Source organism: Pseudomonas sp. NFACC43, from assembly GCF_900119645.1.
In the GTDB taxonomy this organism is placed as follows: Bacteria; Pseudomonadota; Gammaproteobacteria; order Pseudomonadales; family Pseudomonadaceae; genus Aquipseudomonas.
Genome location: NZ_FPKK01000008.1, coordinates 119530 through 141481 on the forward strand (window position 1 = coordinate 119530; position 21952 = coordinate 141481).

General features: G+C 65.0%; 6 protein-coding genes. 1 reads left to right on the forward strand and 5 read right to left on the reverse strand.

Annotated features, from left to right (window positions below):
• Positions 1-57 precede the first annotated feature (57 nt).
• From BT179_RS15625 to BT179_RS15645, 5 genes are all read right to left on the reverse strand, one after another.
• Positions 58-10905 (reverse strand): non-ribosomal peptide synthetase, encoded by a 10848-nt coding sequence (locus tag BT179_RS15625; protein ID WP_072431193.1) that lies wholly within the window; start codon positions 10903-10905, stop codon positions 58-60.
• A 55-nt stretch (positions 10906-10960) separates the two neighbouring features.
• A complete protein-coding gene (locus BT179_RS15630; RefSeq protein WP_072431194.1) occupies positions 10961-14023 on the reverse strand; it encodes a non-ribosomal peptide synthetase in 3063 nt (1020 codons plus the stop codon).
• Positions 14024-14130: 107 nt separating this feature from the next.
• A complete protein-coding gene (locus BT179_RS15635) occupies positions 14131-15177 on the reverse strand; it encodes a TauD/TfdA family dioxygenase (RefSeq protein ID WP_072398401.1) in 1047 nt (348 codons plus the stop codon).
• A 17-nt stretch (positions 15178-15194) separates the two neighbouring features.
• Positions 15195-18623, reverse strand: coding sequence for a condensation domain-containing protein (locus tag BT179_RS15640; protein ID WP_072431195.1), 3429 nt, complete (start codon positions 18621-18623; stop codon positions 15195-15197).
• Positions 18624-18631: 8 nt separating this feature from the next.
• On the reverse strand, positions 18632-19609 hold the full coding sequence (locus BT179_RS15645; RefSeq protein ID WP_072431196.1) for a TauD/TfdA family dioxygenase: 978 nt from the start codon (positions 19607-19609) through the stop codon (positions 18632-18634).
• Between the two features lie 247 nt (positions 19610-19856).
• On the opposite strand from BT179_RS15645, the gene BT179_RS15650 reads away from it, so the two are divergent.
• Positions 19857-21926 (forward strand): TonB-dependent receptor, encoded by a 2070-nt coding sequence (locus BT179_RS15650; protein ID WP_072431281.1) that lies wholly within the window; start codon positions 19857-19859, stop codon positions 21924-21926.
• Positions 21927-21952 lie beyond the last annotated feature (26 nt).

Sequence of the window (21952 nt, forward strand, 5' to 3'; positions counted from 1 at the left end):
CAGTGAGCGTCAGTCAGGGGGCCGCGGTGGTCGAGGACCCCGCGGCCGCATCGCTCGCTAGCTTTGGGAATTCGGTTTGGTCTTGAGCTTGCCCAGCAGCTTGTCCAGGGATTTCTGGTTCAGCGCCTTGGCCAGCGGGAAGTCCGATGGCATCAGCGCACCGGCCTGGGGATCGAGGCAGTGCTCGACCAACACCTGCAAACGTTCCAGCAGGCGAGCGGGCAACTGGCGGTCGATGGCTGGCGTGACGCTGTGCCACTCGACGCGCAATACGCCTTCCTCCAGCCAGGCCACCACTTCCCGGCCATGGGTCACCCGGTTGGAGGGAGCCACGTCCGGTGGCGGAGTCAGGCTGCTGGGGCGCAACCAGCCCTCGGGCGTCTGCTCATGGCCCAGGTAGTTGAACAGTACGTCGCCGCTGCTGGCCGGCAATTGACCCCGCTGGCGCAGCAGCCCGTAACCCAGGCCCTGGCCCGGCACGGCGCGCAAGGCTTCCTTGGCGTTACGCACCTGGTCGCCCGGGGCGCCGCTGGCATTGACCCGCAATGGGTACAGCGTGGTGAACCAGCCGACGGTGCGGCTCACGTCCAGGCCGTCGAATGGCGCATCCCGACCATGGCGCTCCAGGTCCACCACGATGTCGCTGCGGCTTTCCACCTCGGCCAGGGTCGCGGCGAGGGCGGCGATCAACAGTTCTTCCGGTTGCGTGCGGTAGGCCGCGTGGGCCTCGGTCAGCCATTGATGGGTACGAGTGGCATCCCAGCGGGCTGACAGGGTCTGCCGTTCGGCCACGGTGGCCACAGGCGCCGGGTTCGCTCCCGGCTGGGTGCTCCAGTAGCGCTGTTCGGCGCTGACCTTGATGGCATGGGCCTGCAAACGCTCCGCCCATTGACGGTAGGACGTGGTCTTGGCCGGCAACGTCGGGTTTTCGCCGCGTTCCAGGGCCGGGTACAGGTGCTGGAAGTCTTCCAGCAACGGCGTCCAGGAGACCGCGTCCACCACCAGGTGATGGGCCACCAGGTACAGGCGTTGCGGTGCGCCTTCCAGCAGTGCGGCGGCAAACAGCGGACCGTCCTGCAGGTCGAGGCTGCGGGCCACGTCCAGCAGCTGTTCGGGATGTTCGCAGCAGGTCAGTCGTGCAGGTGCCACGGGCGCGATGCGCACTTGCCATTGTCCCTCGACCTGGGCGAAACGCAGGCGCAGGGCGTCATGGTGGGCCACCAGTCGGTCCAGGGTGGCCTGTACCACGGCCGCGTCGAGACGTCGCTCGCTGTCGGCCAGCACCGACTGGTTCCAATGGCCGGCCTCGGGCTGCTGTTGATCGAAGAACCACTGGTGCAGCGGCATCAGCGGCATCGTACCGGTCACATCACCCTGTTCGGCCTGGCTCAGCAGGGCCGTGGTCACCTGGGCCAGCGCCGCCGGGGTCGGCGAGCGGAACAGGTCCCTCGGGGTGAGGGCATAACCCTGCTCGCGCAGGCGGGAGATCAGTTTCAGGCCAAGGATCGAGTCACCGCCCAGGGCGAAGAAGCTGTCCGAGGTGCCGACCTGCTGTCCACCGGTCAGGGTTTCGCCGAGCAGTTCGCCGAACAGTTGGCAAAGCAGGCGCTCCAGGTCATTGCGCGGTGCCGCGTAGTCTTTCTGGGTCTGCGGCAAGGGCAGCGCCGCCAGGGCCTTGCGGTCTATCTTGCCGTTGCTGTTCAACGGCAAGGCCGGTACTTCGACCCATACCGAAGGCACCATGTACGCCGGCAACTGGGCCGCCAACAGGTTGTCCAGTTCCGATTGCACGGCGCTGCCGCTGTAGAACGCCACCAGGCGGTTGTCGATGACCAGGGTGCAGGCAGCGGTGATCGCCGGCAGGTCCAGCAGGGCCGCATCGATTTCCCCCAGCTCGATGCGCTGGCCCCGCAGCTTGACCTGATGGTCGAGACGTCCCAGGTATTCGATGTTGCCATCGGCCAGGAAACGGCAGCGGTCGCCGGTGCGGTACAGGCGGTCGCCGGCCACGAACGGGCTGGCGAGGAAGCGTTCTTCGGTCAGGTCCGGGCGTTTCAGATAGCCACGGGCCACGCCGACGCCGCCGATGTACAGCTCGCCGATGCTGCCGATGGGCAATGGCTGCATGGCTTCGTCGAGGATGTACAGGCGCAGGTTGGCGATGGGCTTGCCGATCGGCACGATTGTGTCGTCTGCCGAGCAACGCCAGACCGAGACGTCGATGGCCGCTTCGGTGGGGCCATACAGGTTGACCAGGGCGGCCGGGTGCTGGCCCATGAAACGCCGCACCAGGTCCACTGGCAAGGCTTCGCCGCTGGCGAACACCTGGCGCAGGCTGTGGCAATTCACCAGGCTCGGTTCCTCGACGAACGCCCGCAGCATGGACGGCACGAAGTGCAACGTGGTGACCTGTTCCTGCTGGATCAACTGGCTGAGGTAGGCCGGGTCACGGTGGCCGTCCGGACGGGCCACCACCAGGGTGGCGCCGGTGATCAGCGGCCAGAAGAACTCCCATACCGACACGTCGAAGCTGTACGGGGTCTTCTGCAGGACCCGATCATTCGGGCCGATCGGGAAGGCGTCCTGCATCCAGTACAGGCGGTTCATCAAGGCGCCGTGTTCGTTCATCACGCCTTTTGGCTGGCCGGTGGAACCGGAGGTGTAGAGCACGTAGGCCAGGTCATTGGCGGCGACGCTGATGGGTTCGAACGCCGGGGCCTGGGGCAGGGCGTCGAGGGTCCAGGCCAGGTGCCCGGCCGGCAGGCGCTCCAGCCACTGCGCCTGGGTCAGGGTGACCTTGGCATCGGCGTCCTGGATCAGGAAGGCCAGGCGCGCGGCCGGCATTTGCGGGTCCAGCGGCAGCCACGCGGCGCCGGCATGGACGATGCCGAGCAAGGCCACGACCATTTCCACCGAGCGCTCCATGCACACCGGCACGATGTGCTCGGCGCCGATACCGACGGCGCGCAGGGCGCGGGCGACGGCCTGGGCACGCTGGTCCAGTTCGGCATAGCTCAGGCGTTGGCCTTCGAACACCAGCGCCGGGGCGTTGGGGCTCAGGGCTGCCTGCTGGCTCAGGGCCGTGTGCAGGTTGGTCGGGCCGCTGTAGTGGCGGTCAGTGGCGTTCCATTCGACCAACTGGCGTTGGCGCTCGGCTGCCGCCATCGGCGTCCATTCCCCGAGACGGGTCTGTGGCGCGTCGAGCATGGCTTCCAGCAGTTGCTGCCATTGCGTCAACCAACGCCGGGCGGTGGTTTCGCTGAACAATGCGGCACGGTATTCCAGCAACACCGACAGCACTTCGCCGTCGTGCACTTCCCAGTTCAGATCGTACTTGGTGGCCTGGGCGGTCACCGCTCGTTCGCTGACGTGCAGTCGCGGCCAGTGCCGGCCGCAGGCATCGGCGTTCTGCATGGCGAAGAGCACCTGGAACAGTGGCGTCTGGCCGAGGCTGCGGGAAGGCTTGAGGTGGTCCACGACCTGCTCGAACGGCACGTCCTGGTGCTGCTGGGCGTCCAGTACGCGGTTGCGCACCTGGCTCAGCAAGCCTTCGAAATCCAGGCTCGGATCGAGATCGGCGCGCATGACCACGGTGTTGACGAAGCAACCGATCAAAGGCTGCAGCTCGGCGAACGGCCGCTGGGCCACCGGACTGCCGACCCGCACATCGCGCTGGTTGGCGTAGCGGCCCAGCAGCAGTTGTGCCGCACTCAGCATCAGCATGTACAGGGTGGCGCCGCGTTGCTGGGCGAATAGCCGCAGACGCGCTACCAGCGCTGGTGGCAGTTGCAGTTGGACGGCACCGGCGGCCGGCGCGAGGTGGTCGGGACGACCTTGCTCGGTGGGCAGGTCCAGCAGGTAATCGCCATCCTCCAATTGGTTGCGCCAGTATTCCAGTTGCTGGCTGAACAGGCGCTGCTGGGCGGGTTCGCGTTGCCAGAGGGCATAGTCCGGGTATTGCAGGGCCAGCTCTGGCAGTACTGTCGCGGTGCCCTGGCATTGGGCGGCGTAGAAGCGACCCAGCTCATCCAGCAGGTTCTGGCTGGACGCATCGTCGGTTGCGCAATGATGCACGGTGAGCAACAACAGCGACTGGTCACCGCCACTGCGCTGTATCAAGGTGGCGCGCACGGGGATTTCGCGGGCCAGATCGAACGGACGTCCGGTTGCTTGGCGCAGGGCATCGTCGGTCAACTGCTGCCAGGCGGCGTCGCAGGCAGCTTCCAGCACCGTTGCCTGCAGCGGGACGTCGACCTGCCCATCGACCACCAGCATCAGCTCGCCGTCGGTGTCGCGCACGATGCGGCTGCGCAGGATCTCGTGACGTTGGATCACGTTGTTCAAGGCTACCTGCAGGGCCTGGGTATCGAGTTCGCCGTCCAGCTGCACCGCGCTGACCACGTTGTATTCACCGCCACCGGCGCTCAGTTGTTCGAGGAACCACAGGCGCTGCTGCTCGAACGACAACGGCAAGCGCGCCGGGCGTGGCGCCGGGACGAAGGCCGTCGCCGCTTGCAGGGGATCGCCCAGCAAGGCGGCCAGGGCTTGGAGGGTCGGGTGTTCGAAAACGGCCCGCAGCGGCGGTACCGTGGCGAACTGTTGGCGCAGGCGGGCGAACAGTGTCGCCGCCAGCAGCGAGTGCCCGCCAAGGTAGAAAAAGTGGCTGTCGCGACCGATCTGCGCCGCCGGCACCTTCAGCAGTTCGGACCACAGGGCCGCCAGTTGCCGCTCGGCACCGCCGCGTGGCGGATCCAGCGCCTCCGGCGCGGCCTGGATGTCCGGCGCCGGCAACGCCTTGCGGTTGAGCTTGCCGTTGTCGGTCAACGGCAGTTCATCGAGCACCACGAAGGCCGAGGGCACCATGTAGTCGGGCAGGGCTGCGCCAATGGCCTTGCGCCAGGCATCGATATCGGCCTGCTGTTCGCAAGTGACGTAGGCCACCAGGCGCTTGTCGCCGGGCACGTCTTCGCGAGCCAGCACCACGGCCTGGCGCACGCCTGGTTGCGCGCCGAGCAGGGTTTCGATTTCCCCCAGTTCGACGCGGAAGCCACGGATCTTCACCTGATGGTCCATGCGTCCGAGGTATTCGAGCTGGCCATCGGGCAACCAGCGCACCAGGTCGCCGGATTTGTACATCCGCGCACCGGACAGGGACGAGAACGGGTCTTCGATGAAGACCTTGGCGGTCTGCTCGGCGCGGTTGAGGTAACCCAGGGTCACGCCGGCACCGCCGATGTGCAGCTCCCCCGGGACGCCCACCGGCATCGGGTTGAGGAAGGCATCGAGCACGTAGGTGCGCACGTTGGCGATAGGGCGGCCGATGATCGGGCGCTGGGGGAAGTCGTCCACCGCGCAACCGGTGGCGTCCACCGTGCATTCGGTGGGGCCGTAGGTGTTGAAGAAGCGGCTGCCGGCAATCGCTGGCAGGCGTTGCCACAGCTGGGTGTCCACGGCATCGCCACCGAACAGCACGAAGCGGGGCAGGTACACCTCGCCACGTCGCACGCCTTCGCTTTCCAGCAAGGCCTTGAGCTGTGCCGGGGTGCACTCGAAGGCCTCCAGGCGGGTCTCGCGAAAGAACTGCGCCAGCGCCTCGGGGTCGTAGCGCACGTCTTCCGGCGTCAGGTACAGGCTATGGCCGTCGAGCAGCAGGATCAGCTCGGCCACCGAACTGTCGAAGGCGAAGGAGTAGTTGAAACTGGTACGCATCGGCTGGTCGGTGTAGCGCCGGTACAGGCCATGGATACGTGCCCAGGCCAGGTTGACCACCGAGGCCTGGGTAACCAGGGTGCCCTTGGGCTTACCGGTCGAGCCGGAGGTGTACATGATGTAGGCCAGGTCTTGCGGGCCGGAAAGCGGCGCCGGGTTGCTGTCCGGCTGGTGAGCGAACAAGGCCGCGTCGCTGTCCAGATGAACGCGTGGCAGCCCGGCCCCCAGTTGTTCCAGCAGCCCGTGCTGACCGAGGAGCAACGTCGGCTGCGCGTCTTCGAGCATGTAGGCCAGGCGGTCCGCCGGGTAGCTCGGATCCAGCGGCACATAGGCGCCCCCGGACTTGAGGATGCCCAGCAGGCCGATCAGCAGTTCCAGGGAGCGCTCGACACACAGCGCCACCGGGCTATTGGCGCCCACGCCACGCCCGCGCAGGTAGTGCGCCACCTGGTTGGCCCGGCGGTTCAGTTCGCCATAACTCAGGCAGCGTCCTGCGAAGGTCAGTGCGTCACGCTCCGGAGTTCGCTCGGCCTGTTGTTCGAACAGTTGGGCGAAGGTCAGGTGGCGCGGCACCTCCATTTCGGTGCGGTTCCACTCGACCACGGTGCGCTGCCATTCATCCGCCGTCAGCAACGGCAACGCTGCCACCGGACGTTGCGGTTCGGCGAGCATCCGCTCCAGCAGATGCTCCAGGCGGGCCAGGGTCTGGCGGGCGCTGTCGGCCACGAACAGGTCCAGGGCGAACATCAGTTCCAGCTGGATCGGCGCATCGGCCGGACACAGCACATGCAGGTCCAGGTCGCATTCGGAGTGGCGCAGCGGGGTGTCCAGGGCCTCGAATGCCAGCCCGGGGAAGCGCAGGCGCGATTCCATGGCCAGTTGCTGGGCGACCATCACCTGGTACAGCGGTGCATGGCTGAGGCTGCGGGGCAGTTGCAGGCTGTCCACCAGTTGTTCGAAAGGCAGGTCCTGGTGCCGCAGGCCGTTGCGCAGCCGCTCGGCCACTTGTTGGACCAGGGCGGTGAAGTCCGCTTGTGGCTCGAAGTCGGCGCGGATCGCCAGGTTGTTCAGCAAAATACCCAGCAGGCCTTCGGTGCCCGGCTGTTCACGGTGGGTCACCGGGGTGCCGACCAGCACCGTGGCGTCGCCGCTCAAGCGGTGCATCAGTACGGCGAAGCCAGCGAACAGAACGGTGAATGGCGTGGTGCCGAGGCGACTGGCAAAGGCCTGAACTCGCTTACTGAGGTCGGCGCTGAGTTCGCGCTGGACGATCCCGGCGCGGTAGCTCTGCACCGATGGCCGCGGATGGTCGGTGGGCAGGGCCAGCAGTGGGCTGCCTTCGCTGTCGCGGCGATCCAGGGTGGCGGTCCAGTAGTCCAGTTGGCGCTTGAGTTCGGCGCCCTGCAAATGCTCCCGCTGCCAGAGGGCGAAGTCGGCGTATTGCACCGGCAGCGCCGGCAGCTCGGCGGCGGCACCGTTGCAGCGGGCTTCGTAGCCCAGGGCCAGCTCGCGCAGGGCGATGGTGGCCGACCAGGCGTCGGAGACCATGTGGTGCAGGGCGATGCCCAGCACATGTTCATCCGGCGCCAGGCGCAGCAAGCGGGCGCGCAGCAACGGCGGGCAGGCCAGGTCGAAAGGCTGTTCGAAGGTCTCTTGCAGGGCATTGAATTGCGCACCCGCCCGAGCGGTGGCGGTCAGGCCCGACAGGTCCTCGAAGGGCAACGCGATGTCCAGGGTTGCGCTGATGCGCTGGCACGGTACGCCGTCGACGCTGTGGATGCCGGTGCGCAGGATTTCGTGGCGAGCCAGCAGGTCGTTCAGGCTGGCGTGCAGCGCCTGGACATCGAGTTCACCCTTAAGGTGCAGGGCGAACGGGATGTTGAACAGGGTAGTGCCCGGTGTCAGTTGCTCGATGAACCACAGTCGTTGCTGCGAGAACGACAACGGCAGCAACGCCGGACGCGGCTGGGCCTTGGGGGCACTGATGGGCGCGGCTTGCGGTTCGGCGGCCTGGGCCTGGCGGGTGGCGATGGCCACGGCCAGCAGGGCCACGGTGGGATGCTCGAACAGCACACGCAACGGCAGGTCGAGTTTGAAATGGGTACGCAGGCGAGCCACGATCTGGGTCGCCAGCAACGAATGCCCGCCAAGGGTGAAGAAGTTGTCTTCCACCCCCACTGTGTCCCGACCCAGCACCTCGGCCCAGATCTTCGCCACGCTGCTTTCCAGGTCGTTGCGCGGGGCGATGCTTTGCCGGGTGTCGCCCTGCCAGTCCAGTTCCCGTGCGGCGAGGGCCTTGCGATCGACCTTGCCGTTATTGTTCAGGGGCAGTTTGTCCAGGCAGACGAACGCGGCCGGCACCATGTACGGTGGCAGCTGCGCCCGCAGGTGTTCACTCAGGCCGTCGCTGCCCTGGGCCTGGTCATGGGCCGACCAGTACGCCACCAGCCAGGCTTCGCCGACGGTATTTTCCCGCAGCAGGACTGCGGCTTCGCGCACGTTTTCATGCTGCGCCAGACGGTGTTCGATTTCGGTCAGTTCGATGCGGTGCCCACGCAGCTTTACCTGCTGGTCACGGCGGCCGAGGTATTCGATCACGCCATCTGCACGCCAGCGTCCCAGGTCACCGGTGCGATACAGGCGTCCTTCGAGTTGCGGATGGTCGATGAACGCCTGCGCGGTGCGCTGTGGATCGTGCAGGTAGCCACGGCCGACGCCGACGCCGCCGACACAGATTTCCCCGGCCACGCCAACCGGCACCGGGCGCAGGTAATCATCGAGCACATACAGGCGGTTGTTGGCCGTCGGACGGCCGATGGGCATGTGGCTGACTTCGGCCGCCGGTGCTTCGAAAATGGCCTGGAACGCCACGTCATCGGCGCATTCGGCCGGCCCGTAGGCGTTCATCAAGGCAATGTCGGGAAAGCGCGCGAACCAGTCCCGGGCCACGGTCGGTGGCAGGGCTTCGCCAGTGGGCAACACCCAGCGCAGATCGGGCAATTGCAGGTCGCACGGGCACAGGGCGAGCAGGGTGCGCATCAGGCTCGGAACGATCTCCAGCACGCTCAGGCGCTCCTCGGCCAGGACCTGTAGCAGGCGCTGCGGGTCGTGGGCGACTTCGTCCGCAAGGATATGCACGGTAGCGCCGAGCACTGGCGCGGCGAGGAACTGCCACACCGAAATGTCGAAGGCCACCGAGGCGGTCTGGGGAATCCGGTCGTCGGCGCCAAGCCCCAGGGCCGGCACTTTGCCGAAGATATTATTGAGCATGCCCCGTTGCTCGATCATCACGCCCTTGGGCGTACCGGTCGAGCCCGAGGTGAACAGCACGTAGGCCAGGCTGTCCGGGCCGGCGAGGGCCGGCAAGGGCGCGTCGTTGCCAGATGCCCAGCAGGCTTGGGCGAACAGGGCTTCGGGGGCCTGGTCGAGGCCGCTGAGCAATTGATCGAGCAGGCCGCTGCAACCTTCGCTGGCGATCAGGAACGGGGCACGGGACAGGCCAAGGATTTCCCGCAGGCGCTCCGGCGGATGATTGACTTCCAATGGCAGCATCGCCGCGCCGGCCTTGAACACCGCCAGCATCATGGTCAACAACGCCAGGCCCCGGGGGGCCAGCAGCGCCACCAGGTCACCCTCGCTGGCGCCGGCGGCGCGCAGGGCATGGGCCAGGCGGGTGGAAAGCCGGTCCAGCTCGGCGTAGGTCAGGGATTCACCGGCGCAGACCGCGGCCACCTGCCCACCTCGCTGGGCGACCTGGGCGGCGAACAGTTGCGCGTAGCTTTGATCCAGGGGGAACTCATGGGGATTGACCGCCCATTCGCCCAGCAGTCGCTGGCGCTCTTGTGGGGCGAGCAGTTCGAAGCTGCCTAGGGGCGCGTCGGGCGCGGCCAGCATGCTGTGCACCAGGCTGGCGATGTGACCCAACAGGCGCTGCACGGTAGCGGCATCGAAGCGCTCACGGTCATAGGACACCCGGATACCCAGCTGTTCACCGGGCAGGATCACCACGGTCAGGCCGTAGTGGGTGTGCACGCTGTGGTCCATGCCTTCGAGGCTGAACTGGAAGCCCCCTTCGAGGATCTGCTCGTCGATGGGGGCGTTCTCGAACACCAGGATGCTGTCGAACAGGGTTTCGCCGCGAGGGAAATCGCTCCAGCCCTGGATGTCGGTCAGCGGTGTGTGCTCGAAGTCGCGCATGTCGACATTGAGCCCCTGCAAGGCTTGCAGCCAATTGCCGAGGGCAGCGTCCGGGTCCACTGAAACCCTCAAGGGCAAGGTATTGATGAACAGGCCGATCATTTCAGCCACACCGGTCAGGTCGGCGGGCCGACCGGCCACGGTGACGCCGAACACCACGTCCCGTTGCCCGCTGTAGCGCGACAGCAGCAACGACCAGACCCCTTGGAAGAACGTGTTCGCAGTGATGCGGCGCTGGCGGCAGAAAGTGGCCAGCGCCTGGGTTTGCTGTTCGTCCAGGTGGATCAATTGATCGTCCACCAGCACCGCATCGGTGTAGCGGTCGCGGCTCACGCCGTTGTCCACGGTCAGCGGCGTGGGCGCACTGAGACCTTGCAGCTGGCCGCGCCAGAACTGCTCGGCCTTGCCGGCATCCTGGCGCTGCAGCCATTGGATGTAGTCGCGAAAAGGCCGCGGGCTTTTGAGTTCCGGCGTGCGGTCGTTGCACAGCGCTTCATAGACCTTGAGGAAGTCCACGGTCACCAGGGAAATGCACCAGGCATCCATCAGGATGTGGTGGAAGCTGCGAATGAACTCGTAGGACTCGTCGGCCAGGCGCACCAGGCGGAAGCGGATCAGCGGTGGCTTCGACAGGTTGAAGCCAACTTTCTGTTCGTCCTCCAGCAGTGTGCGGATCCGCGCTTCCTGCTCGTGGGGCGCCAGGCCGCGCAGGTCGAGGGTGTCCAACGGCACCTTGACCTCCCGGTGGATCACCTGCACCGGTTGCTTCTGGCTTTTCCATTGGAAGCTGGCACGCAGGGACGGGTGCAGCGCTACCACCCGACGCCAGGATTCGAGGAACGCCACTTCGTCGATGGCCCCGCCGATGCGGTAGCGATCCTGCATCAGGTAGACGCCGGAGTCTTCATGCAGCAAGGAGTGAAACAGCATCCCCTGTTGCAGTGGCGACAGCGGGTAGATGTCTTCGATCGGATTGCTGGTGGTTTTTTCGGTGGTCATTGAAAGCGTCCTGCGTAAAAAGGGGCGACGGCGGCACGGCGGCGCAAGGAACCGGTCACAGGTCGGCCTCGTTCAGTTCGGCCATCAGGGCTTGCATTTCGTCATCGGACAGGCCCGAGGCGCTGAATTCGGTGCTCTCGGCCACGGGCTCGACGGCGTCGGCGGCCAGCGGTTGCGCAACTTCGGCCATGGCCGCGATGGTCTGGCGTTCGAAGACTTGCTTGGCCGACAGCGCGATGCCTTGCTCGTGGGCCTGGGCCACCACTTGCAGGCTGAGGATCGAGTCGCCGCCGATGGCGAAGAAGTTGTCGGTGACGCTCACGGTGGACAGCTTCAAGACCTTGGCGACGATGGCTTGCAGGGTGGTTTCCATGGCATTGCGCGGGGCCACGTGGGCGCTTTCGTCGAACTGGTCCGGATCAGGCAACCGGCGAATGTCGAGCTTGCCGTTGGGGGTACGCGGGAAGGTCGGCAGGGTCAGGACCTGGGCCGGCACCATGTACGAGGGCAGGCGCTCACCGAGGAAGCGCTTGATCGCCTCCGAGTCCGGGGCGTAGCCGTGGGCGGCCAGGATGTAGGCGAGCAGGCGCTTGCCGGCGGCGTGCTCCTGGACGATCACCGCGGCTTCGCGTACGTCGCTGTGGCTGCACAGCTGGCGTTCGATTTCTCCCAGTTCGATGCGGTAGCCGCGAACCTTGACCTGATGGTCCTTGCGGCCAAGGAACGCCAGGCGCCCATCCGCCAGCCAGCAGGCCAGGTCGCCGGTACGGTAGGCGCGGGTGCCGTCGGCCAGGGTGACGAAGGCCTTGGCGGTTTCTTCGGGTTTGTTGCGATAGCCACGGGCCAGGGTCGGGCCGGCGAGGACGATTTCACCTGGCTCGCCGATGCCGCAGGCAACGTCCTGTTCGTTGAGCAGGCGCAAGTCCATGCCGGCGATGGGACGCCCGATGCTGACACTGCGGTTGGGTTCCAGAACTTCGTAGGTGGCCCATACCGTGGCTTCGGTGGGGCCGTATTCGTTGACCATTCGGGCTTGCGGCAGGATCTTTCCGTGTTGCGCCACCAGGGACGGCGGACAGGCTTCGCCGGCGACGATCCAGCATTCGAGGCTGTCGCTCCCGCCGCTGCGCTGCAACTGATCGAGCAAGGCCTGGTACAGCGATGGCAGCGACAGGCCGTGGCTGACCTGGTGCTCTGTGATCAATTGGGCCAGGCGCGCCATTTCCAACTCTTCGCCGGTGGCGGGCAATACCAGGCGTCCGCCCTGGGCCAGGGTCCAGAAAATCCCGGCGACCGAACTGTCGAAGGCGAAGGAGGACAGCAGCAGATAGGCCCGCACCGGCGTCTCATAGGCGGCCATGCGCACCTGAGTGGAGAAGCTCAGGGCACCGTGAGTGATTTCCACGGCTTTGGGCGCACCGGTGGAGCCGGAGGTATAGATCAGGTAGGCCAGGTCGTCCGCTCCTGGCGTCGGCAGGGCTGGCAGATGGCTGGCGTCCTCGGCGCTCAGGTCGTCGAGCACGAAGCGTTGCAGGCTGGCCGGTACGCTGTCGGCCAGCTCGGCGCTGACCACGATATGGTCGATGGCGCTGTCGGCGAGCATGTAGGTCCGTCGGTCGGCCGGGTAGGTCGGGTCGATCGGCACATAGGCTCCGCCGGCCTTCAGGACCGCGAGCATGGCGACAATGGCGGCATTGCCGCGCGGGAACACAATCCCCACGGGCACCCCCGGGCCGATGCCGGCGCCGACCAGTCGATGAGCCAGGTGTGTGGCGCAGGCATCCAGGCGGCTGTAGCTCAGCTCGCCGTCCTGGTCGCTGAGGGCGATGGCATCCGGCTGCTGGCGAACGCGGCGGGCAATCAGTTCCACCAGCGTCAGCGGTTCGATGTTCGGCCGGTTCGGCTCGTTCGCCACCACCTGCGACTGGAGCGGTCCACCAAGGGGCAGATGGGCCCAGGCCCGTTGCGGTTCCGCCAGGGCACCCTGCAGCAATTGCAGCCACTGCTCGGCCAGGCAGGCGGCGGCTTCGGCGCTGAGTGTGTGGCGATCATAGACCAGATGCGCCTGCACGCGGTCGGGGAGCTGGCGTACGTTCAGGCAGGCCTTTGCCGGTGCCATCACCGCCCCGGCAAAACGTTCCCGGGCATCGCCGCAACGCCAGGCGAAGGCGTAGTCCGCAGAGAGATCGTGGGTATAGTAGTCCTGCCAGCCCATGGCTCGTTCGACGCAGGCACCGACCTGGGTGCTCTGCTCCAGCAACGTCGCCTGGGCATCCAGTTCGAGGCTGACGGGCAGGCATTGCTCGAACAGGCCCAGGGCGTTTTCCAGTTCCGGGCCACGGCTTTCATGGACCACGGCAAGGGGAACCTGTTGCTGGCCCGCCAGCCGCCCGAGTACGACGGCCCATGCGGTCAATGCCAGGTTCGCCGTCAGGGTCGGGTGGGTGGCCAGGACGGCGGGCAATGTCAGGTCGTAGCGGGCAGGGGCGAAAGCGCCGGCGCTCGCCGCTTCGAGGGACAACTGCAAGGCCGCCTGTTCGGTTTCGCTCGATGGTTTCCAGAAGCTGACGCCGGGATGATCCGGTTCGTCTTCCACCAGGCTCCAGCGCCATTCGGCGTAATCGGCATATTGCAAAACGTCCGACAGCGGCGCGGTGCTGTCCTGCAGCAATGCACCGGCCAGCCACTTCAGGCTGGCCAGATCCAAATGGCTGCTGGCGGCCGCCAGGTCCAGCACGCTTTGCTCACCGGGCAGGCGCACCAGGGTCACGTACAAGGGCGTCGCCCAGTCGCGGGCCTGGATGGCCAGTCGCTTCAAGGCGCTGTCCTGTTCGGCGGGGCTGTGTTGTTGCAAGTCCAGCAGCTCCACTTTCAGGGAGCCAGTCTCGTCGATCACCTGCACCGGATGGCGCAACCCCGGCACCGGCATCAGGCGTGTGCGCAAGATCTCGTTGTCGGCCACGAGCGCGAGCAGGCGCTCGTTCAACGCATCGACCTCCAGCGGCAGGGACACCGCCCACTGTAGATGGCAGCTGAACGAATGGGCGGCCACGCCGTTGAGGTGGGGATATACCGATGCCTGTTGCGGCGAAATGCGAAAACCTTGAAGTCCGTTCATGTTGATCTCGACTGAAAAAGGGCTTGAACCTGGGGTGCGGCACAGCGCTCGGGGCTTGTCGACAGGTCGGCCAGGCCTCCGGGGAACGGTGGGTGCCCCCTTGAATGTCAGACGGCGACGTCGCTCGACAGCAGGGCTTCAGCCATGCCGGTCATGATTGCGCGCTTGCCGGTAAAGGGTTCACGACCGTGGACGGCGAGCATGTTGTCGATGAACAACACGTCGCCCTGTTGCCAGCTGAACCGCACCAGCGAGTCGAGATAGGCCGTGCGCAGGGACTCCAGCACGTGCGGCTCGATGGGTTCGCCGTCGCCATAAAAGGTGTTGGTCGGCAGGTCCAGGTCGTTGAAGTTGCTCTGCAGCGAATCGCGGATCGCCGGGGGCAGGGTGCTGATGTGAAAAAAAGTCGCGTGGTTGAACCAGACTTCCTCGCCGGTGCGTGGATGACGCACCACGGCCGGGCCGCGCTGGCGAGTGCGCAGGCGATTGTTTTCCTTCCATTCCACTTCGATGCCAACGCTGGCGCAATACGCCTGCACCTCGTTGCGGTCTTCGGACTGGAACACGGTTTGCCACGGCAAGCCGAAACCGTCGCCGTAGTTGCGCACGTACAGCACGCCCTTTTCCCGGAACCGCGCCTCGATCTCGGGACTGATCCGGGCTTTCACGGCTCGGGTGGAACCGATCGGGGTTTGCCCGCCAGTCTCGGACGGCTGCTGGCAGTAGAAGAACAGGCGCAGCGGAAAGCGTGGCGAGTAGGAATGTTCGTTGTGGGGAAAGATCATCTGGTCGGCCGGGTAGTCGGTCGAGGTATAGATGTTGCCGCCGACCCGGGTACGGGGCGAAGCCCGGAACATGTATTCCAGCGCCCCGGGGGAGAGGGCGGCAATCACCTGGTCGAACTGTTCGACAGACGTTACGTTGAAGCCGCGAAACAGCAGTGCGCCGTACTGCAGCACTTTCTTTTCCAGCGACTCGCGTTCACGGGCAGCCCAGGCGGCCAGATCGACGCCACTGACAGCCGGCTCGATCACCAGGGGCAGGGCATGTTCCGGGCTGAGCAGGCGCTCGCTGACCAGTTGTTGTTCAGAGACGTTCATGGCTTTACGACGCACGGCGCCCAGGGCGCGTGGCGATGAGGGCAGGGTAGACATAACGGCATCCGACTCGGTTAAAGGGACAATGAGCGACGTTTGGCTTGCATCATCTGGCTGCGACCGGCCAGCGCCTGGGACTGTTGGCGTTCACGCTGAAAAGCCTGGTCCCAGCCATCGATGCGCTCGGCCAACGCCGGCAATGGCTCATCCAGCAGGTTGCGGGTCTGCTCCAGCAGGCACATCCACAGGTGTTGCAGCCGCGCGGCGCGATCCTGGTCGAAGTATTCGCCGCGGTACTTGAGCGTCGCGTCGAGGCCTTCGGCGCCATGCACCAGGTCGAGGACCAGATGGAAGTCCCCCGGCGCCTGGGCTACGTCCAGCGCCGTTAGCTGCGCGCCGGCGATTTCGGTCGGTGTGACGCGTGACGGTTGATAGTTGAGTTTCACCTGGAACAGCGGCGAATGGCCGGCACGGCGTTGCGGCGAGAGGGCCGAGACCACCAGGTCGAACGGCAGGCCCTGGTGGGCGTAGGCCCGTCGGGCTTCATCGCGGACACGTTCGAGGAAACCGGCCAGGGTCGCTTCGCCGTGCAGGTCGCAGCGCAGGGTCAACTGGTTGACGAAGAAACCGATGACATCCGCGTGTTGCGCCAGCGGCCGGCCGCTGACATCGGTGCCCAGCAGGAACTGCTGCTGGCCGCCCAGTTGCCGCAGGACCAGTTGGTAACTGGCCAACAGCAGCATGAATAAAGTCATGCCCCGGTCGCGAGCCAATGCCCCCAGCTGGTCGCAGGTGGCCTGGGGCACCTTGAAATCCAGGCTGTGCTGGCCCGGATTCCTGCCGCTGCCGCCCAGCGCCAGGGACTGAGGCACGCCGGCCAGGTACTCGCGCCAGAATGCCTGCTCCGTGGCAATCCGTTGTTCGCTCCAGTGCAAGGCTTCCCATTGTGCGAAGTCCAGGTATTGCACCGGTGGCGCGGTGTCTGCCGAACCGGCCAGTTCCTCCAGCAATACTTGCGCCGAGCGCCCATCGAAAGCGATGTGATGCAGGGTCAACAGCAGGTCGTGTCGCTGGTCATCCTGGCTGAGCAACTGCGCGCGCAGCACCGGCCCGGCGTCAAGATCCACGGGCGTGGCATGTTCGTGGGCCAGGCGGTCACGCATCGCCTGCTGTTGCTGCGCCTCGCTCAAGCTGCGCAAGTCATGCTGCTCCAGCGCTACCGCCGTCACCGGCAGCACCCGTTGTTGCGGGCCTTCGACGCTGTCGCGGTATACCGTGCGCAGCACGCCATGGCGCTGGACCAGGGCGTTCAGCCGCGATGCCAGCGTCTCGATGTCCAGGGGACCGTGCAGTTGCAGGTGCAGTACCAGATTGTGCTGGGTGTCGTCCGGGTTCAGTTGACGCAGGAACCAGAGGCGGCTCTGAGCGAACGACTGGCGACCGGCCTGGAGGTCGGCGCGCTGCATCGAAGTGGTGGCGCTCGGTGCCGGGGCGCGGAGAAACTCCTCCAGGGCCAGGGCCCATTGCCCGAGGGTTCGTTCGCCGAACAAGTCCTGGGTGTCGAGGTTCCAGCCCAGGTCGTTGTACAGCCGAGCGGCGAAGTCGGCCACGCCGATGGAATCCAGGCCCTGGCCAACCAGGCTGAGTTCGAAGTCTGCCGAGCAATAGGGATTGACCTTGTGCAGGGTCTGCTCCAGCCACTGACGGCATGCGGTCGGCGCCAGTCGAGCGGTTTCGGCTACCAGGCGCTTGAGGTCCTTTGGTTCGAGCGTCTCGCCGCATGCGGCGAGGCTGCCACCGCTCTGGGCAATGATGCTCAGCGTTCCCGCCGCCAGCTGCTTGCGTGCGCCCTGTCGGGCAATCTTGCCGCTGGTGGTCATCGGGATAGTGCCGGCTTCTACCAGGACAATCTGGTCGATGCCACAATCGGCGGCTTCCCGCACGGCGTTCTGCATCGAGGCAAACAGGGCTGGGTGGCGCGCCGGGTCGACGAACCTGCGCTGTGGCTCGGCGACGATCACCAGCTTCTCGCGGCCCAGCACCGGGTCCATTTCCGAGAACGCGGCGATGCGCCCGGTGCGGATGCCCGGCTCGGCATCAGTGATGGCGAACTCGATGTCGTGGGGATAGAGATTGCGACCGTTGAGAATCAGCAGGTCCTTGAGCCGTCCGCAGATCACCACCTGGCCTTCGTGCATGAAGCCCAGGTCGCCGGAGCGCAGGTAATGTTCCGATGAGCCGACAATGCGCGCCTCGAAGGCTTCGCGAGTGGCCTGGGGATTGTTCCAATAGGATTCGGCGTTGCTCGGGCCCTTGAGCCAGACTTCGCCGATGCGATCGGCGGCGCAGCGCTCGAAGGTCTGCGGGTCGACGATGGCAATGCTGTGCAAGGGCTGAGGGAAGCCGCAGGCGACGAACTCCACGGCGGGGGCATCGTCGGCGGCCAGTGCGACGCGACCGGTTTCCAGCATCGCCTTGTCCAGGCGCAAGACCACCGGCAGCGCATCGGCCGGCGTGGCGCTGACGCACAGCGTGGCTTCGGCCTGGCCATAGCCGGGGCTGATGGCCAAGGGGTTCAGGCCGCAGGCGGCAAACCGTTCGGCGAACGCTTCGAGGGTGCCGGGGTGGATCGGTTCGGCGCCGTTGATGGCGTGCTTCCAGTTGCTCAGGTCCAGTTGGGCGATCAGGTTGTCACTGACCACCCGGTTGCACAGGGCGTAGGCGAAATTGGGGGCAAAACTGGCGGTGGCGCGGTAGCGGCTCAGCGCCTGCAGCCAGGTGGATGGCGCGTTGACGAAGGTCTGGGAGGCTATCAGGTAGCACGGCATGCCGCTGTAGAGCGGCGCCAGCATGCCGCCGATCAGGCCCATGTCATGGTACAGCGGCAGCCAGTTGACCATGGCGCCGTGTTCATCGAAACCGTAGGCCTGGCGCATCAGTTCGACGTTGGCAATGAGATTGCGCTGACGCACTTCGACGCCCTTGGGCGACCCCGTGGAACCGGAGGTGTATTGCAGGAATGCCACGGTGGATCCGTCGATGGCCGGTGGTTGCCACTGGCTGGCCGGCGGCGTGCCCAACTGCTGCACGGTCAACACATCGACCTGGCCTTGCACCAGCTCCCGCAGGCCTTCGCAATGATCCGCCGGTGCGAGGATCAGGCCCGGCTCGGCATCCACCACCACATTGCGTACGCGGTCCAGGTGGCGTGGCTTGCGCGACGGTGGCGGAAACAGCGGCACGGCGATCATCCCGGCATATAGGCAGGCGCAGAACGCCCGGGCGTAGTCGAGGCTGGTCGGCAACATCAATAGCACGCGGTCGCCCGGCGTGTAGCGCGATTGCAGCGCCGCGGCCAGTGACCGGGCTTGCTCGTCGAGCTGGGAAAAAGTCAGGGTTTCGCCGATCTCTACACCGTCCGGCAGAAAGTGCAGGGCAGCACGCTGGGGGAAGTGCTGAGCGTTGGCTTGCAGCACCTCGATCCAATGTTCGAATGAAAACATGAGTCAGTTCACGCCATGGCCACGATGACCTTGCGGTCACCGGTGAAAGGATTGCGACCGTGTGCCACCAGTCGGTTGTCGAGCATCAGGATGTCGCCGGGCTGCCAGGGGAAGCTGATGGCAGTCTGGCGATAGACCTCGCGCACGGTGTCGAGCATCTCGTCGGCGATCGCCGAGCCATCGCCGAAGTAGACATGGCGCGGCAGGTTCTCTTCACCTACCGCCGCCAGCAGGCTGGCGCGTACGCTCGGCTCGATGGCCGACACATGGAACAGGTGCGCCTGGTTGAACCAGACCCACTCACCGGTATCGGGATGCTGTTGCACCGCGGCGCAACGCTGGCGGGTGCGCAGGTCACCATCGGCTTTCCATTCCCACTCGATGTCGTTGTCCTGGCAATAACGTTCGACCTGGGCACGATCCTCGGTGTTGAAGACTTTCTGCCAGGGCAAGTCCAGGGCGCCGCTGTAGTTGCGCACGTAGAGCAGTTCGCGGCTGGCGAACAGCTCGCGGATCTCGGCGGGCATGCGCTGGTAGACCAGGCGGCTGTCGGCAATCGGCGTTTCGCCGCCCGTGTCGCTGGCTTTCATGCAGTGGAACCAGATGCGCGAAGGCCAGGGCCGGGTGTAGGCCTGTTCGTTGTGCAGGGGAATGAATTGATGGGCCGGGTATTCGGTGGAGCTGTAGACCCCGGCAAAGACTTTGCTGCGAGGCGTGGAGCCGAATTCGTAACTGGCCAGCGGCGCGCCGAAACTGGCGGCGAAGCGCTTGAAGTCGATGGGCGTGGCGACAGTGAAGCCGCGAAACAGGACGCCACCCACCGTCGCCAGGGTATTGGCCACGCTGTCGCGAATCGAGGCGTCCAGATCGTGGATCGACTGTCCGGCTGTCGCGTGCACCACCACGGGGAGAGTCCCCGCGCTTCCTTGCGTGGATGCGATTGAAAACGGCTCGGAACGCCCGTGCAGGTGTTCGATTGAGGTCATCCTTGTGCTTCCTCTTTTATCTTTTTCGACCCATCAAAGACCGTGAAAGCAAGGCAGTGGTCTATGGTGCGAGACGGGGCGGCAAATGTATCCAGATCAATACACGGCGGCATATTAGGTACAAATGAGATGGATTATCAATACTATTTATTTAAAATTTTTTTTGGATTAGACTCCGCTCCGCTGGCCCGAGATGGGGTTCGGCTGGCTCAAAAAAACCAAAAAAATCTGTCGCAGGGGACGGGGCGTGAATTTCAAAAAAAATACAATTGCGTTGGCGGTGGGGTCGGCGATCGGTCTGCTCAACTGCGCATGGGCGGCTGAAGAATCCGATGCTTCCAACACTCTGGAAATCGCTCCGATCACGGTATCGGGGGAAAAGATCGACCGTACCCTTGAGCAGACTCAGTCCAGTGTCGTGGTAGTGACTGAAAAGAACCTGCGCGAGCATGCCGACAAGGACCTGGTGGATGTATTTGCCCGCACGCCAGGCGTCTATAGCCAGGCCGGCAACGAGAACTGGGGTATCCGTGGCGTGCCGGTGTCCGGTTTCGACGACCAGGGCCCGGCGGCCCTCAACGGTGCGGTATCGGTGTATGTCGACGGTGCCGTACAGCCCAACCGCGCACTGACCCTCAGCCCGGTCCCGCTCTGGGATGCCGAGCAGGTCGAGGTTTTCCTGGGGCCGCAGTCCACCACCCAGGGCCGTAACTCCCTGGCGGGTGCGGTGGTCATCCGGACCAAGAATCCCACCTTCGAACCGAGTTTCTCGGCGCAGACCAACGTGGGCAACTACGGTGAGCACGGTGCTGCCGTGGCGGGCGGCGGCTCGATCATCGACGACAAGGTCGCGGGCCGTATCGCCGTGGACTATGGCGAAGGTGATGGCTACATCCGCAACACCGCCCTCAATGACGACGCCAACCCGCGTCGCACCAGCAACGTGCGCGGCAAACTGCTGATCCTGCCCAATGACGACACCGACGTCCTGCTGACCTACGCCCACAGCGAACACCGCCAGGGCGACCGTTCTACCATGCGCGTCAACGGCAAGCCGAGCTATTACGACATCTCTTCCAACACAAAGGCTTTCGACAACCTCAAGCAGGACACCCTCAGCGCCAAGGTGGACTATCGCCTGAACGACGCGTGGTCGCTGACGAGCATGACGGCCAATACCAGTACGGACTACAGCAACCGCCTGGATTTCGACCAGAATGCCGTGGACAATCAGGTCGTTCTGCGTAAGCAAGACGGAAACCTGTTCAGTCAGGAGCTGCGCCTGAACTACACCTCGGACACGGTGAAGAGTTTTGTGGGCGCTTACTATGGCCACAACAGCAACGATATCCACGACCGATTGCTGTTCGATGACGCGTTGTTCGGTACGGTCAAGGGCGATACCACCATCGAGAACAAGGCCGTGTTCGGTGAAGTCAACTGGACGTTCGCACCACGCTGGACCTTGATCACCGGCCTGCGTTACGACCACGAAACGAACGACACCGAGATCAAGCAGGACGATTTCTCCGAAGCGGCCGATGTCAGCAAGTCGTTCGATGCGGTGCTGCCGAAGCTCGGTATCGACTACGAATTGGCGACTGATCAATACCTCGGTTTCATGGTGCAAAAAGGTTACCGCGGTGGTGGCGTCAACCTGCGCTCCGGTAGTGGTCACCAGGCCTACGACCCGGAATACACCACCAACTACGAGCTTTCCTATCGCGGTTCGTTCTTCGACAAGACCCTGCGTGCCCGCGCCAACCTGTACTACACCGACTGGAAAGACCAGCAGGTCAGCGTACGGCAGAGCGGCAGTTCGGTTATCGATGTCTTCAACGCCGGTCGCAGCGACATCAAGGGCCTGGAAGTCTTCGTCGAGAAAGACATCACCGAACAACTGACCCTGAACGTCGGTGGCGCCATTACCGATAGCAAATACAAGGACTTCATCACGGGCAGTGGCCAGGACATGAGCGGTGAGTCGTTCCTTTACTCGCCTAAATACAAGGTGTCCGTAGGTGGCGTCTACCGCTTCGACGACCGCTTCATTTTCGGTACGGATGTCACCTATCAGAGCACTGCGCCTTCGGAATACGAGTTCGACGCCAGCGGCAAGGTGAGCGGTGAGCGCCGTAGCGACAACTACGTGCTGGTGAACTTCAACACCGAGTACAAGGTGACCAAGAACGTTGCCGTGTCCGCCTACGTGAAGAACGCTTTCGACAAGGAGTACGTCACCAACAACCGCAGCGACGACATCATCGACGTCGGCGCGCCGCGCACGGTGGGCATGGCTCTGCGTTACGACATGTAAACCCACGAGCGCGGGGAGGCAATCTC